Here is a 14,267-nt window from a genome sequence, read left to right as displayed (position 1 = left end):
AAAAAATAAACACAGCTTGAGATCATGGTGTGTCTGGTAACTCTCCGGCTTAACCGCAACCTGTACCCGAGCCGAGGCATTCGCCTGAGGCACATGATTTACGGCGGCCTTTCAGACCTTCAGTCTTGCCGCCATCGAAGACGGTGTGAAGCGCTTCTTCGATAAAGCCTGCAGCCTCAACAGGCGTAATGCCGGCTTTTGTCAGAATATCAGCAGGGGTCACCCCTATGCCGCTGATCAACACAGCCTGGCAATCACCCAGTACTTTTGCCAACTGGTGCCACCGCCGGATGCCTCCGCCGGTTGTCGGGGCTTTCCGATCGTCGATCTGTTTGAGCGTGCCGCCTGATCTGGCCCAAATCTGAAAAGTGGTGGCTTCTCCCAGATGCTGGTTGACCAGTATTCCTTCCTGACTTGCCACTGCGATATACGGTCGTTCTTCAGCCTTGGTGGTTTTATGGCTCGAGCAATCACTTAGGCAACTTCTGAACTCTTCGGTGCGATCCTCACCAAGCAGGCCAACGGCATCAGCCCGGCAACGGGTGCAGTGTCGCATCTGTGGCAGGTATTGTTCGGCGGTGGCGCGCAACTCCTCCATCACTTTTTTGCTGGGTTGTTCCAGATGACCAAATGGCGTATTGACGTTGGGAAACAGTGCCATGCAGTTGAAAAGATCAGCCCCGAGTTCTTTCATTTTCACGGCGATCTCTTCTATGTGATGGTCGTTTACGCCGGGTATGACAATGCAGTTGATTTTCACGGTCAAACCATGTTCCTTGAGTCTGCGAATTGCGGAAAGCTGTCGTTTAAGGAGCAATTCCGCAGCCTGCAAGCCACGGTAAATGATATTGTTGTCGCTCACCCAGTTGTAGATTTGACTGCCAATCACAGGGTCAACCGCACAGACTGTTATCGTTACGTGGCTGACATTAAGCCTGGCAATTTCGTCGATATACGGGCCAATACCCATTCCGTTTGAGGAGAGACAGAGCAGGGTGTCAGGGAAGTCATCACGAATCATACGTAAAGTGGTCATTGTGGCTTCCGGGTTCGCGAATGGATCTCCAGGCCCGGCAATACCCGCTACACTGATTCGAGGTTCTTTTTCCAGCACTTTGTGCATGTATCTTTTGGCCTGAGCGGGGCTGAGTATGGAAGAGGTGACGCCTGGCCGGGACTCATTGACGCAATCATATTTACGATCACAAAAGTTGCATTTAATGTTGCATTTCGGGGCCACCGGCAGATGCACACGGCCGTATTTGCCCTTTGCCTCAGGGTTGAAACATGGATGACGATGATACTCCCTGGTGTTGAGTTCTTTCATGGTATTGGCCTTTTATCAGTGAGGCTGACCGGAGTTGTGAGCCTCTGTTGTCGCAATATGTAACGGTATTGAAGCGATATTGAATATTGCTTGAGTCGATAATTTCCTGTGCTCTACATGTAGCTGTAGCCAACGTCGGAGTCGTCCTGCTTTTTGGCGATCATGGTGTTGGTGATGGTGTCAAACAGTTGCTGGGCTCCGTGGTAACCAATGTGCAGTAGCCGTTGTCCTCCCACGCGGTCGTGAATTGGAAAACCAACGCGGATAAGAGGGATATTGGCTTTTCTGGAAAAGGTGTAGCCTTTGGAGTGACCAACCAGCATGTCTGCCTTGAGTTCTGTCGCGCGCTCCTCTATGTCGAAGAAGTCGACATTTTCATGAACCTCAGGCAGCTCGCAGTTGAGCCCTTCCAGCACTGCTTCGATGCTGTTTTTAAACTTGCCGCTTTTGCCGCCGGAAGCACAGAGCACCGGGTGGACACCGATTTCGGCCAGTAAAGCGGTAATGCCGACCACCATATCTTCCTCTCCGTAAACGATGGCCCGTTTACCGAAGATGTATTTATGGCCGTCGACCAGAGCGTCGACCAGACGTCCTCTGGCTGTGGCATATTTTTCAGGAACAGGATTGCCACTTGCCTCGGCAAGAGCAGACATAAAGGTATCAGTCTCGCGGATACCGATAGGGAGGCCCAGTCGGGTCAAGGGCACCTGATGGTTCACTTTTAAACTTGTCCCGGCGGTTGAGTCGGGCAGGGTTCGCCCGCACTCAAGAGTTTTTTTCGAACACCCCATCCTGGCAATAGCGGATAAGGGGGTACCGCCCTTGGGAATAAGGGGATATTCGTTAAGCGCTTCACCATCGAGAGTCTCAGAGTAATCAGGGAGAATGGTGGCGCTGAGATCAAAGTCGCTGACCAGCTCTTTGAGATATCTGAGATCGGCGGCTGAAATGAATCCCGGCAGGATGTTGATGGTGGTGTTCCGTTCACCTCCACTGCTTAACTGCTCAACCACTGCTTTGGTGGCGGCATGGAATCCTTCCATGTGCGAACCTGAGTAACTCGGGGTAGAGACCGAGACGATGAGTGGTTCACCGGCACCGCTTTGAAATTCGTCCCTGTACTCCTGAATAATCATCTGTACATCATCACCGATAGTTTCGGTCAGACAGGTGGTTGCCACGCCAATCAGCTCCGGGGAGTATTTCGCTGTGACATTTTTCAAGCCCAGCTTCAGGTTGGCTGAGCCACCGTAAATCGCATGTTTCTCACCAAGAGAAGAAGAGGCGATATCTATCGGTTCATTGAAATGGCTGATAATGTATCGTCGCATGTAGGTGGCGCAGCCCTGCGAACCATGCAGGAAGGGGACCGCCCCCTCAATACCCCTGAAGGCGAGTGAAGCACCAAGTGGTTTGCAGAGTTTGCAGGCGTTGGTGGTCGATATGTAATTAGGCATCTTGCTCATGAGATTTCCTCCTCTGCTCTTCTGGGAACGAACTGCCACACGGGGCTCATAACCGAGCTGTATACTTCTTTGGCGAAGTTGAGCATGCCGCTGAAACCGGCCAGCAACTCCTTGCGCTCGTGGTTGTGATCGCAAAAGGCCACACCGAGCTTGTAGGCGATGGGGCGTTCCTTGACGCCGCCAACAAAGATGTCCACATCCTTTTCGCGGATGAAGGCTGAGAGCTCCAGCGGGTTGGCGTCATCGATGATGATGGTTCCCTCATCGGTAATTTCCTGAAGCTCTTCATAGTCTTCGGCAGTACCAGTCTGGGAGCCGACCATGACCACATCCATACCCAGCAGGCGGAAAGCTTTGACCAGGGAGAAGGCCTTGAAGGCACCTCCCACATAGATGGCAGCACGCTTGCCGGTGAGAGCGGCTTTATATTGCTGGAGTTCGGGAAGCAAAGTTTCCAGTTCATCACGAACCAGTATGCGGGCCTTTTCCATCATCTCCGCATCATCAAAGTAGCGGGCGACCTCGTAAAGGGATTCGGCCATATCTTCGACGCCGAAGTAGGAAACGCGGATGTTGGGGATGTTGAACCGTTCTTCCATCATGTTGGCCAGATCCATGGTGGCACCGGAACACTGGACGACGTTGAGTGAGGCACCGTGGCTCCGTTTGATATCGTCGATTCGGCCGTCGCCGGTAATATTGGCGACCACTTCGATACCGATACGCTGGTAATAGTCGCGGATAAGCCAGATTTCGCCAGCCAGGTTGAAGTCGCCGAGAATATTGATACTGTGTTTGGAAATACCACTTGTGTCACCGGTGCCGACCAGTTTTTCCATGGCGTTGCAGGCGGCTTTGTAGCCCGCTCTTTTGTTGCCCTTAAATCCTTCGGACATGACAGGCAGTACGGGGATTCCTTTTTCTTTTTCAACACGTTTGCAGACCGCCTGGAGGTCGTCGCCGATGAGGCCGACAATGCATGTGGAGTAGACGAAAGCGGCTTTCGGCTGATGCCGGTCGATAAGCTCAATGAGTGCCTTGTACAATTTCGGCTCACCACCAAAAATCACATCCATCTCCTGAAGATCAGTGGAAAAAGAGAGCCGGTGCAGCTCGGGGCCTGAAGAAAGTGCGCCTCGTATATCCCAGGTATAGACAGCACATCCGATTGGCCCGTGTACCAGGTGAACTGCATCGGCAATGGGGTAGAGCACGACCCGCGAACCACAAAAGACGCAGGCCCGCTGGCTTACTGCACCTGCGAGGCTATCCTTGTTGCATTCAAGGGCAAAAGGTGCATCGCCTTTGCGGTGGATCTGGGCTTTTCGCTCTTTAAGTATATGTAATGGTTCCATAGTGTTTCCTTTCGGTCTCTTCGCATGGTTACGTTCACTGACTTTGCAGTGAGAAGAGCAACCACTGTGCCAGTTGTCGGAGAGAATGTTCAAAGATCGTAAATACAGAGGGATATCGAGGGGATCTGGGAGGTGTGAAGAATTTCTGTGATGAGTAGGATGATGTATGATGATAGACATTTATGTAGGCGAGGAACAAAAATGTCTGAAGCATGGAGGTGCGTTGCAGCGGAGTGCAGGTCTGATATGAAAAGTTAAGATAAATCTCTCTTTCTATCAAACTGTTGCAATGATATTCCAGGGTAGATAATGTGTTAGAGAGGCTTTCGGATCAGTTTGTCAAATATTCAATGGAATCGATGTAGATTTGCTTTGTTATAAAGCATGGATCGTGTCTGTTCAGCATACGTTGCAAAGAAATTTCTCAATATGTTGTACTTAAATAACACTCAGGTGAACGACAAATGTATCTTTCCTACTATGGGTTGGAGTCGAAGCCGTTTCAGATATCATCGGACCCTAAATTTATCTGGCTGGGCGAAAAGCATAGAGAGGCGTTGGCAACCCTGACCTATGGAGTGCTCGATAATAAGGGGTTTATGTTGCTGACAGGAGATGTCGGGACAGGAAAAACCACTCTTATCAACACCTTGATCAGGAATCTGAGTGCAGATGTGTTGCATGCCTTTGTTCCTGATCCGAGGTTGGAGTTGAACGATTTCTTTAATTATGTAGCCCGGGCATTCAACATAAAGAAGGAATTTAAGAGTAAGGGTCGCTTTTTGATGTATTTCAGTGATCTACTGGAGATTGCTTACGCGGAAAATAAAAAAGTGCTGCTGCTTATTGATGAGGCGCAGCTCCTTACCCAGGATCTGCTGGAAGAGATTCGACTCCTGTCAAACATTCAGAAGGACGGAAACAATCTTCTCAATATTTTTTTTATTGGCCAGGATGAGTTTAATCAGGTGCTGGAGCAGACTGAGAACAGGGCCGTGGCCCAGCGTCTTACCCTCAATTATCACCTCAATCCGCTCTCGGAGGTGGAGGTCGGCAGGTATATAGTTCACAGGTTGAAAATTGCCGGCACGACTGAGCGATTGTTTAACGATAGGGCTGTGCGCGAAATCCACGCCTACTCAGGTGGCTTTCCCAGGCGGATAAATATCATCTGCGATCACTGCCTGCTCAACGGTTATGTGAAGGAGAGGCGTGTTATTGACGCGGACATGGTGCGGATCTGTGCCCATGATTTGAAAATCCCGCAATATACCAGAAAAGCAGTGCCGCCGCCTCGACCGATTCCTCCTGCCATCCAGCCCAGACGGACTAAGCCGGCAGTCGCCGCGGTAGCTGTTGCCAGAGACGAGGGGGGGAAGGCAAACCCCGGACCCTCTGCTCCAGCAGCTGAATATGCCAGTGGTAATGATGATCTTCGGACTGATCTCAAGCAGGAGAAGGCCAATCGTCTACTATCAGGAATAATGACCACTGCGGCCATACTGTTTGGTGGTTTAATGATTTTCTATATTTTGGCACCGGGAACCTTCCTGACAGGATACAAGTGGTTGACCGAGAAACTGGTGCCTGAGCGGCCAAACATTACAGAAATGGTTGATGAACAGACGACAACGCTGAAACCGGACGAGAGGCGAGCCGACAAGGCAGAAGGTGAGCCGGGCGACAAAAGGCAAGGAACCGAAACGAGAGTACGTTCAAATGTAGTGGAAGCTCAAGACAATGAAATGCATTTCCATGACAAACCGGTCAAGGAACCGATAGAGATCGAACTCCAATCAGGCAATAATTTAAAAAGATTTGAGACAGAACCGGAAGGTGACCAATCAGCACAAGACGTTATAGGGAGCACTATAACTGACCAAGGTGATGGCTCAACCGAGGTTGCGGCGGAAGACCTGACTGAAGATTCCAGACAACCAGTTACAGGGGGCGTGGCAGAAGTTGAAGATCAGCCTGTGGGCGAAAAGAGCACAATTGGAGCGGATGAAATCCTGATCGGGGAGAGCGAAGAAGGGGGGGCTGTTGATGAGAATGGTGTGCCAAGTACTACTGAGACCGAGCTGAATGAGATAGAGCAAGGCCAGATGAGTCGGGCCGACTCGCCTCAGGATACATTAACCTCTGTTGCGGTCCTGTCCGCAGTGGTTAACAACTCAAGAAGCGGTGATTCGACAACAGCAAAAAAACGACCTATGGTGCGGTTCCGGATGAAAAATATTGCATCAGAAGTACCACAGGGAGTGCTGATACTGCGGTTCAATCATGATTCGAGCGACTTTGACTTTGGTGACTTGGCAGGTCTAGAGGCTCTGGTTGCCCACTTAAAACAGCGGCCCAGCGCGACAATCAAGATCTCAGGCCACACAGATTCCCATGGTTCTCTGAATTACAACTATCGTCTTTCACTTTCCAGAGCCAATATGCTGAGGAGTTATTTCCTTGGCAGGGGAGTTGATCCCGGACAGATAATGGTCAAAGGCTATGGCAGCAATGTGCCTGTGGCCTCAAATAATACCACAAATGGGCGTAGCCTAAACAGGAGAGTTGAGATCGAACTGGTTGAATAAATTTTTTCAGAACATATCCGGGTAAACAGAAGAAAAGCAGCTTACGCACGACCATGTCCATGGCGGTGCGGCTGCTCACCATGAGCGTGGGCGTGGCTGTGGTTATGCAGATGGGCTTTGCCGCAGTCGGTAACCTTGCCGTTCTGCATGGAGTAGATGTCGTCGCAGGTGTCCGAGAGAAAATCCCAATCATGTGAAATGATGATATAGGCGACATCGAGGTCTCGCAGAATGTGGATAAGCTTGTGGCGGGTCGCGGGGTCGAGATTGTTGGTCGGCTCATCAAGCAGAACAGCCTTGGGCTCCATGGCGAGGATGGTTGCCAGCGAGACAAGTTTTTTCTCACCGCCGGAGAGCTGATGGGTAATGCGATTGGCGAAATCATCGAGGCCGAGGTTATTCAATGTGCGGACGGCGATATCCTTCGCCTCTTGCGGGGTTGCACCCAGGTTGAGCGGGCCAAAGGCGATATCTTCGAGGACAGTCGGGGAAAAAAGCTGATCATCGGCATCCTGAAAGAGCAGGCCAATCTCTTTGCGTAGAATATCGAAATCCTTTTTGTCGGAGAGTTCTTTACCGCGAAAAAGAATTGACCCCGAGGTGGGTTCGTGTAAACCCATGATGATATGAAACAGGGTTGTTTTGCCGCAACCGTTAGGCCCGATCAGGCCCAGCCGCTGCCCTTGGCGAAACTCCATGTTGAAGTCGTCAAGAACCGGGGTCGATTGTATGGAATGGCAAAAAGTTATATCCCGAAGGGTGAGGATTGCCGGTTGTTTCATATCAGGTGTGTCCTTGAGGAAGATTGGCAACTACAACACAAGCAGCTCAAACGAGCCGAGTCCGGCGGCGACGAAGATCATAGCAACTACAAAGACCAGATCTGATCTGGAACAGGACTTTTCATTCAAGCTGTAAAATCTACCATGGAATCCCCGCAGCGTCATCGCCTGATTGACCCGCTCGGCGCGATGCCAACTGTTCACCAGGGTCATGCCGAAAAGATACCCATAGGTACGGTAGGTGTGCATATTGGTGGCGGGCCTGAAACAACGGAGGCGGGCGGCTCGTACCAGACGTTGAAATTCCTGATGAATGAGGAATACATAACGATAAGAAAAGAGCAGCAGCAGGCAAAGCTTTTCGGGAAAGTGCAGTCTGTTCAGGCTGTGGCCGATATCGGCGATGTTTGAAGTCGCAAGCAGGGCGATGCAGAGCAGGACGATACCATTGGTCTTCAAGGTGATGAGCAAAGCCATATGCACTCCAGCACCGCTGATACCAAGTGGCCCAAGTGTGGCAATAGCCTGGCCGGGATAGGTCAGGGGCAGGGTCAGCCAGAGAAAGATGGTAAAACTGTTGACCACCGCCAGACGCAGTAAAACACTTTTGAGGTTCAGCCTGGCCATGAAAACCAGCAGCGTGGCGAGCACCAGGCCGTACGATGCGACCTGGTAGCTCTTTGTCAGTGCCAGTACCAGGGTCAGCGCCGTGGCGCTGACCAGCTTGACCCTGGTGTCTGTTCTATGAAGCAGGGAATTACCCTGACTGAATTGTTCGAATATCACTGTAATTGGTATTCGTTGAGGTAGGTCCAGAGAACGGCGCCCAGTTCGACACCTTTATCCTCACCCTCTGGATTTTTGATTGTGTAGTCGGCCTCTGATAACGCTGAAAAGCCCCACCAGCCCGGTTTGGGGCAGGTGAAGGAAAAGACACCGTTTTCATCTGCGGTGATTACCTGGGTTACATGGTAGTCGCCTGGTGCCTGGTATTTGCCGTCGCGGTTATATAACTCAACCTCCACCTCAGCATTGGCGGCGGCCTTGCCGTCGATAAGTACCTGCCCCGTGAAGCTGTTACCGGCATAATTGCCGAACGGTCTCAGCATCGGCACAATCTCGGTTGGTAAACCGACTGGTTCGTCCCAGCCTTCATCATCTCCGTAGGCGGCGACAATGGTTTTCGTGTAGTGAATGATCGAGAGGTCTTCGGCTGGTTCCCAGTATGGTTGCGGTTCCATGACAAAGTGATACACGCCGGGACGCTTCACTTTAAAGTTGGTTGCCCAGCTCTGGTGGCCCATAACCTCTGCCTCATGCAGGGAATTGAGCAGGTCGGTCTGTTCACCTTCAGCAACCACGTAGAAACGGGTCGGTTTCACCATGTCCATGCCGATCAGTTCAAATGGGTGGGAAAAAGACAGGTTGATGTCGATATTTTTCTTTTGCTGGGTGACGATATTTTCAGAGGGAATAACCATGCCGAAGTGCGCCATGGTTTGCCCGGCACCGCATAAAAGTATACCGGTAGCACAACCGGCGACAATCATGTTGCGGATCATTAATGTTCTCCTTTCTCGGATTTTTTTCGTGATGAGAAGTATGCCGCGACGCCGGCAAGACCAAAAATATAGCCGAGGCCGCCTATGATATCCTGCAGTGATATCTGCTTCTCCTTGGTTTGAGCGAGCATATGCTTCACAGGTCTCAACTGTTTTTCTACAGACTCGTCGACAATACGACGTAGTGTCTCTTCATCTATTGCCTGCCGGATTTCTGCACCTGGCAGGCCAGGAACACCTTTTGCGGCAGGGCTGACCTCTGCCGGTGTCTGCGCTGCAGGTGGGGCTACCTGATTACTGTCGTTGGTTTCAGGTGCAGGCAGGTACTCATCTGCATTCAATAGCCAGCTGTTTCTGTGGCCATCTCCGCCATTGACGACAATCTTCAGGTTAAGCCTTTGTTCCCTGGCGAGATCTGGGATGGGCAGGGAAAACTCTCCCTTCTCATCGGTAGTGGTTGAGCTGATCAGGGCGTTGTCGGCATCGTTATACACTTCGACGGCTACGTTTTTGGCAGATTTGCCACCGCTGAAGGCTGTCTCTCCGACAATGTCATCTCCTTCAACGTAGGCAAAGACCCGTACCTTATGGGCGAACGCTGTGCCGGCTATGAGAATGAGCAGCAGAGACAGCGTAGCTATAGAGTTGAACATTTTCATTATTTATATCCTTTGAGAATGTCTGGGTGGACCCGGGCAATAAAGGTTACCGTGAACATGGTGATGAAGCCTTCTATGACCATTACCGGCAGGTTGGCGACAATTGAGAGCTGAGCTGCACGGAGAAAGCCTATATCCGCAAGGGCCAGGGAAGCCGCCATAAAAATGGCAGCAAGCAGAATGGCTCCAAAACCGGCAATGAAGGCTGCCGCAGCTCGGGTTTTAGGTTGGGCAAGCCAGGGGCGGACCAGGTAGTAGCAGGCCAGGGCAGACGCTGCCATATTCAGGGTGTTGACGCCAATTACGGTTATTCCCCCAAATTGAAAAAAGACAGCCTGTAATAACAGAGCAATCAGGATTGCCGGAAAACAGGCCCAGCCCAGCAGGATTCCAAGCAGGCCGTTGAGTACCAGGTGAACGCTACTGGGGCCGATAGGCACATGGATCAATGAAGCGACAAAGAACGTTGCCGTAAGAATGGCCACCGGCATGACACGGTCGTAGTCTATAGACTTCAGACCGATTGCAGTGCCGATTGCTGTTAAGGCACCACCGGTGATGAGAACGGGAGCGGATAATACACCTTCTGAAATATGCATAGCAAACTATGGGGTGTTGGAAGGGGGAAATAAAAAGAAGGAGGTTATCGCCGGCAATGATGACCAAAGGTCTGTTGTACAGGCGATATTCAGGTCATGGCATGAGTAGCCGGAAGCCCTGAAAGAATCGATAACCAGATTGTTACTGCTACCATACTGTGTTGTCATATCGAGTGGTCCTTTGCTAACGCAACTCCGTAAACAAAAACAGGTAACACGATTTCTCAATACGTGTTACATAACCACCTTAGCTCTTGGGTGTCAAGGGGAAAAAATTAGAGAAAGAAAAGGAGTGGTTGGAAAATACCGCAATAATAGCCGGGGGATAGCTGAAATAAACCAGAATAGGCAGCTGTTCTAGTTTATTAGCATTAAGGCGAAAGAGATGACAGCGTTTTGTGGATTAATCGGAGTCCAGGCAGGGCGTACCTTTTCGGGTTCCGCCCAGACACTATTCCAAACCGGCATATCCCGGCAGCTCAGGGGATCTGTTGTGCCAGCCGTGTATATGTGAAGGGAACGGGATCGAAATACTGGTTTGCCTATACTGAGAAAAAGTATTTCAACAACATACCGGTACACATGATGACTACCAGCACGCGCAGGTAGGCAGGATTGATTTTAAAAAGGATATGCGAGCCGGCCCAGGCTCCGAGCATCTGCCCTGTCATCATGATGGCCCCCAGCAGCCAGACGACTTTTCCCGCGAAAAGAAATACGATCAGAGAGGCGATGTTTGTCGAAAAATTGAGTGTTTTGGCTATGGCGGTGGCGTCTATCAGGCCGTGACCCCGTAAAGATACACCTGCCATAGCAAAAAAGGAGCCGGTTCCGGGGCCGAACATGCCGTCGTACCAACCGATTGCCGGCACAATACAGTTTCGGTAAAGACGGTTCGATATCTTGGCCTCGCCCTTGTCTTGTCTTGGAGTTGGCGAAATCAGGAAGTAAACGGCAATGCAGAATAGTACTATCGGTACCACGAAGGTAAGCACTTCAGTGTTAATAAACTGGAGGGCGATGGTGCCCATGGTTGAGCCGATAAGGGCGGAGAGCATCAGCCATTTGACATCATGCCAGTTGACTCTGCGCTTACGAAACATCATGAGGCTCGCTGTCGCCGTACCGACAGAACCTTGAAGTTTGTTGGTTCCAAGGGCGTAAAGAGGCGGCACACCACTCATGATGAGTGCAGGTAAGGCAATAAGCCCGCCGCCCCCGGCCAGAGTGTCAATCATGCCTGCAATTGCAGCTATGAAGAAAAGAAAAATTACGATTTCTGCTGGGTATCCAAAGAGTTCCATGGGCGGTATTAGAAAAGAGATGAGCCCGGAATTTTCATGATAATGAGAAATGCCGGTTGATGGTTATGTGACCCAAGAGAAGAACTGGCGACCTGGAAGGCCGTTGAGAACTCTTCGGACAGCTGGTATTGATTTGCAGCAAGGGCATGACGAGTTAATAGCCCGTTTATAGACTTTTGCATAGCTTTCTTTGCCTACACGCTAAGGAAAATGTGCAGTGAAGCACAAAGGCAAAAAAACTTATGTTATCCAACGACTAAGTCGATTTGTCCAGAGTTATCACCACAATTTCGGCAGGGCAGTTAAAGCGAACAGGGATACTTGATGTACCGACACCTCTGCTGGTATATCCATGCATACCCTGGTAGTGCCAGGGCCCACTGGCAGTGAATCGCGGAGCGCGGCTGTTGGTGATTATCGGTTTTCCTTCTTTCAGGCAGATCTGGCCGCCATGGGTGTGACCGCACAGGAAGAGTCTGGCGCCGGTAAACGAGGCTTGTATATAGGGTTCCGGGGAATGGGAGAGAAAGATGATAAAGCCATTATCGGGGATATTTTCCACCGCCTTGTCTGGGGCGGCCAGATTGTAGTAGTGCGGGTCATCGACTCCGGCAATCCAGATGGTGGAGTCGCCTTTGGTGATTGGCGCTGAGTCGTTGACCAGCATGATTACCCGGGCATCTTCCATCTCCGGGAGCATCTCCAGGCAATCGTGATTGCCGAGTACGCCAAAGGTCCCGTATGGCGCGTCAACAGCCTCCATCAGTGATTGAAGTTCTGTAATTGCTGGTTGTATTGAACCATACGTTTTCATTCGTATGTCGCCACCGATCAGGAGGAGATCGAAATCAACGGTATCGAGCTGTTGTTTTATGAGATCTGCTATTCCCTCCATTCCGTCCAGATGAAGATCTGTCAGAAAAGCGATTCTAAAACCGTTGAACTCTTCAGGGAGTGATTCGAAAAAATAGATTTTCTCCTCAATCCTGAGGGATCTGGCATTTTTTTCGCCAAGCCCATACAGGCCTGTCGCTTTAAAAAAGAATGTCAACAGGATCTGGTCAGAGAGAATATTGGTCAGGTTGAACCAGACATGGTAGCGGGCATAGGGCGTGTGGCATGATTTCCATTCCTTGTAGCGAACGGCGGAGGATACTGTACGGGGATAATCTTCCGGTATGTCGGCAACGGTCAAAATGGACCAGATACGGGAACTGAGATAGGCGACTGTAACAAACAGGAGCAGGATGGCGGCAGCTTTGAAGAACCCGAATGGTATCACTGAGGCCAGGTAGATTGTTGGAAACAGTGATTCAAACAGCTGATCGAGAAAAGCCACCTCACTGCCGCTTGGCAAGGCCATCCTTCGCTTGATGAACGAGGAGGAGAGATCGCCGAGCATGGCCAGAAGCGCGGCTGTAAAGGCGATTGAAATTGGCTGGCCAAGAAGAGGAAAGAGGAGGGTGCCGCCAATAATGCCGGCCAGAATTCCGCGGATGGTTTTATTTCTGCCGAAAATTCTTTTACCGTCCAACCATGTTTTGCCGTAGTCCAGAGGTTGCGAAAAACGACCTTTTGAGAGGAGGGCGATCAGCGGTGGTAAGGCGTTTACGATGAGAAGAAAGAGAACAAGCCTGAGTGTTTCAAACATCGCCCGCTCCTGAATGTGTGCCGCTGTCGGGGAGTAGCAACAGGACAGAGGGTTGCAATCAAGGTTGAGTGCTTAAGCAGGTAAAGTAACTTTATGCTGTATTGTTCTTCGGTGTTGCCGAATGTCTGGTTGAGAGAAATTTACAAAAGAGCAGGCCATAATCAAAAGCTGCAACAATGCTGCAAGTGGAGGCTAGTATCAAACCGGAAAGTATTTGTGTCGGCGCTGCCAGAATGATAACGAACAGGATGAATTGACCACCTGTGGCGATTTTACCTGTCGGGCGTGACCTGGTATTTTTGAATTCTGCCCATAACCCCCTGGTAGCCAGAAAACCGGCAGTAGCCGCGACCAGCAAGTCGCGAGCCAGGACGAGGGGAATCCAATACACTGCAAATCTGTCTGAAAGTGTAAAGACAAACAGAACTGTCAGCACGAAAAACTTGTCGGCAATTGCGTCGACCAGAGCACCTTGCCAGCTGATAACCTGCCATTTACGCGCAAGCCAGCCATCGAGCACGTCGCTGATAGCTGCAAAGACGACCAGCCACAGCCAATATTTTTCAGGAACTGCCGGAAAAATCAGGGCAATAACCAGGCGAAGTGCAGAGAGTAAGCTAGGTATAACTGGCTTTAACCGTATCATATCACAATTGCATAATACTGTTTCAGGGCTGAAAAATCTTTTACAGCGTAGTTTCCATTCGGAAAAGATCGCTGAGAAATCCAGGATTATTCATGCAGTATACACTTGATGCTTTAAAACTGTCGAGAATACATATTAACAATATGAAAATGCATGGAAAGTGGAAGGGGGCGCAGGTCTGGAGTTCGCGAAAAATGCTGGTGGCAGGTACAGGCAAAAAAGAACATATTACCGCAAGAGAAAAAGGAAAATCCAGGCCAGGTCAGTGCTTGTCGGACAATCACTGACCTAGCTCTTCAGGTACAACAGGATGACTTGGCAGGGC

Annotated in this window: 14 protein-coding genes; 2 read left to right on the top strand and 12 right to left on the bottom strand. The window is 50.5% G+C overall.

Annotated features, from left to right (window positions below; all coding sequences use genetic code 11):
- Positions 1–49: 49 nt before the first annotated feature.
- From nifB to nifE, 3 genes are all read right to left on the bottom strand, one after another.
- Positions 50–1,327: a nitrogenase cofactor biosynthesis protein NifB gene (gene nifB, locus ACN5NT_RS05025; protein ID WP_136795481.1), complete on the bottom strand. Its 1,278-nt coding sequence runs from the start codon at positions 1,325–1,327 to the stop codon at positions 50–52.
- Between the two features lie 113 nt (positions 1,328–1,440).
- Positions 1,441–2,796, bottom strand: coding sequence for a nitrogenase component 1 (locus ACN5NT_RS05020; protein WP_419174692.1), 1,356 nt, complete (start codon positions 2,794–2,796; stop codon positions 1,441–1,443).
- Positions 2,793–4,151, bottom strand: coding sequence for a nitrogenase iron-molybdenum cofactor biosynthesis protein NifE (gene nifE / locus ACN5NT_RS05015; protein ID WP_419174691.1), 1,359 nt, complete (start codon positions 4,149–4,151; stop codon positions 2,793–2,795). The genes ACN5NT_RS05020 and nifE overlap by 4 nt, the downstream gene beginning before the upstream one ends.
- Before the next feature lie 464 nt (positions 4,152–4,615).
- Here nifE and ACN5NT_RS05010 point away from each other — a divergent pair, with 464 nt between their 5' ends.
- Positions 4,616–6,739, top strand: a complete 2,124-nt coding sequence (locus ACN5NT_RS05010; RefSeq protein ID WP_419174690.1) for an AAA family ATPase — start codon at positions 4,616–4,618, stop codon at positions 6,737–6,739.
- A gap of 41 nt (positions 6,740–6,780) precedes the next feature.
- Here the strand turns inward: ACN5NT_RS05010 and ACN5NT_RS05005 are convergent, their stop codons facing one another.
- From ACN5NT_RS05005 to ACN5NT_RS04965, 9 genes are all read right to left on the bottom strand, one after another.
- Positions 6,781–7,521, bottom strand: coding sequence for an energy-coupling factor ABC transporter ATP-binding protein (locus ACN5NT_RS05005; protein WP_136795477.1), 741 nt, complete (start codon positions 7,519–7,521; stop codon positions 6,781–6,783).
- Positions 7,522–7,551: 30 nt separating this feature from the next.
- Complete coding sequence (gene cbiQ / locus ACN5NT_RS05000) at positions 7,552–8,307, bottom strand: cobalt ECF transporter T component CbiQ (protein WP_419174689.1); 756 nt, start codon at positions 8,305–8,307, stop codon at positions 7,552–7,554.
- On the bottom strand, positions 8,304–9,083 hold the full coding sequence (locus ACN5NT_RS04995) for a DUF4198 domain-containing protein (RefSeq protein WP_419174688.1): 780 nt from the start codon (positions 9,081–9,083) through the stop codon (positions 8,304–8,306). Before ACN5NT_RS04995 ends, cbiQ begins: the two co-directional genes overlap by 4 nt.
- Positions 9,083–9,742, bottom strand: a complete 660-nt coding sequence (locus tag ACN5NT_RS04990; protein WP_419174687.1) for a hypothetical protein — start codon at positions 9,740–9,742, stop codon at positions 9,083–9,085. Before ACN5NT_RS04990 ends, ACN5NT_RS04995 begins: the two co-directional genes overlap by 1 nt.
- Positions 9,742–10,341: a cobalt transporter CbiM gene (gene cbiM / locus ACN5NT_RS04985; protein WP_419174686.1), complete on the bottom strand. Its 600-nt coding sequence runs from the start codon at positions 10,339–10,341 to the stop codon at positions 9,742–9,744. The genes ACN5NT_RS04990 and cbiM overlap by 1 nt, the downstream gene beginning before the upstream one ends.
- Before the next feature lie 6 nt (positions 10,342–10,347).
- Positions 10,348–10,509, bottom strand: coding sequence for a hypothetical protein (locus ACN5NT_RS04980; RefSeq protein ID WP_419174685.1), 162 nt, complete (start codon positions 10,507–10,509; stop codon positions 10,348–10,350).
- A gap of 374 nt (positions 10,510–10,883) precedes the next feature.
- A complete protein-coding gene (locus ACN5NT_RS04975) occupies positions 10,884–11,645 on the bottom strand; it encodes a TSUP family transporter (protein ID WP_419174684.1) in 762 nt (253 codons plus the stop codon).
- A gap of 256 nt (positions 11,646–11,901) precedes the next feature.
- Entirely contained in the window at positions 11,902–13,296 is a 1,395-nt protein-coding gene (locus ACN5NT_RS04970; protein ID WP_419174683.1) for a CDP-archaeol synthase, read from the bottom strand.
- 91 nt (positions 13,297–13,387) lie between these two features.
- Positions 13,388–13,942, bottom strand: a complete 555-nt coding sequence (locus ACN5NT_RS04965) for a CDP-alcohol phosphatidyltransferase family protein (protein WP_419174682.1) — start codon at positions 13,940–13,942, stop codon at positions 13,388–13,390.
- 92 nt (positions 13,943–14,034) lie between these two features.
- On the opposite strand from ACN5NT_RS04965, the gene ACN5NT_RS04960 reads away from it, so the two are divergent.
- The gene (locus ACN5NT_RS04960) at positions 14,035–14,229 is read left to right on the top strand and encodes a hypothetical protein (RefSeq protein ID WP_419174681.1); all 195 of its coding nucleotides are present in this window, start codon (positions 14,035–14,037) and stop codon (positions 14,227–14,229) included.
- The last annotated feature ends 38 nt before the right edge of the window (positions 14,230–14,267 follow it).

This window comes from Desulfosediminicola sp., from assembly GCF_048381775.1.
GTDB classification, from domain to species: domain Bacteria; phylum Desulfobacterota; class Desulfobulbia; order Desulfobulbales; family Desulfocapsaceae; genus Desulfopila; species Desulfopila ganghwensis.
The sequence above is the reverse complement of the archived record's forward strand: the minus strand, read 5'-3'. Positions and strand labels throughout refer to the sequence as shown.

What these genes read in the sequence shown, in the direction of transcription:
- nifE (WP_419174691.1), bottom strand. Translation starts at nt 4,151, where the DNA reads ATGGAACCATTACATATACTTAAAGAGCGAAAAGCCCAGATCCACCGC.
- ACN5NT_RS04960 (WP_419174681.1), top strand. Translation starts at nt 14,035, where the DNA reads ATGCAGTATACACTTGATGCTTTAAAACTGTCGAGAATACATATTAAC.
- ACN5NT_RS04970 (WP_419174683.1), bottom strand. Translation starts at nt 13,296, where the DNA reads ATGTTTGAAACACTCAGGCTTGTTCTCTTTCTTCTCATCGTAAACGCC.
- cbiM (WP_419174686.1), bottom strand. Translation starts at nt 10,341, where the DNA reads ATGCATATTTCAGAAGGTGTATTATCCGCTCCCGTTCTCATCACCGGT.
- ACN5NT_RS04990 (WP_419174687.1), bottom strand. Translation starts at nt 9,742, where the DNA reads ATGAAAATGTTCAACTCTATAGCTACGCTGTCTCTGCTGCTCATTCTC.
- ACN5NT_RS04975 (WP_419174684.1), bottom strand. Translation starts at nt 11,645, where the DNA reads ATGGAACTCTTTGGATACCCAGCAGAAATCGTAATTTTTCTTTTCTTC.
- ACN5NT_RS05005 (WP_136795477.1), bottom strand. Translation starts at nt 7,521, where the DNA reads ATGAAACAACCGGCAATCCTCACCCTTCGGGATATAACTTTTTGCCAT.
- nifB (WP_136795481.1), bottom strand. Translation starts at nt 1,327, where the DNA reads ATGAAAGAACTCAACACCAGGGAGTATCATCGTCATCCATGTTTCAAC.
- ACN5NT_RS04995 (WP_419174688.1), bottom strand. Translation starts at nt 9,083, where the DNA reads ATGATCCGCAACATGATTGTCGCCGGTTGTGCTACCGGTATACTTTTA.
- ACN5NT_RS04965 (WP_419174682.1), bottom strand. Translation starts at nt 13,942, where the DNA reads ATGATACGGTTAAAGCCAGTTATACCTAGCTTACTCTCTGCACTTCGC.
- ACN5NT_RS04980 (WP_419174685.1), bottom strand. Translation starts at nt 10,509, where the DNA reads ATGACAACACAGTATGGTAGCAGTAACAATCTGGTTATCGATTCTTTC.
- ACN5NT_RS05020 (WP_419174692.1), bottom strand. Translation starts at nt 2,796, where the DNA reads ATGAGCAAGATGCCTAATTACATATCGACCACCAACGCCTGCAAACTC.
- ACN5NT_RS05010 (WP_419174690.1), top strand. Translation starts at nt 4,616, where the DNA reads ATGTATCTTTCCTACTATGGGTTGGAGTCGAAGCCGTTTCAGATATCA.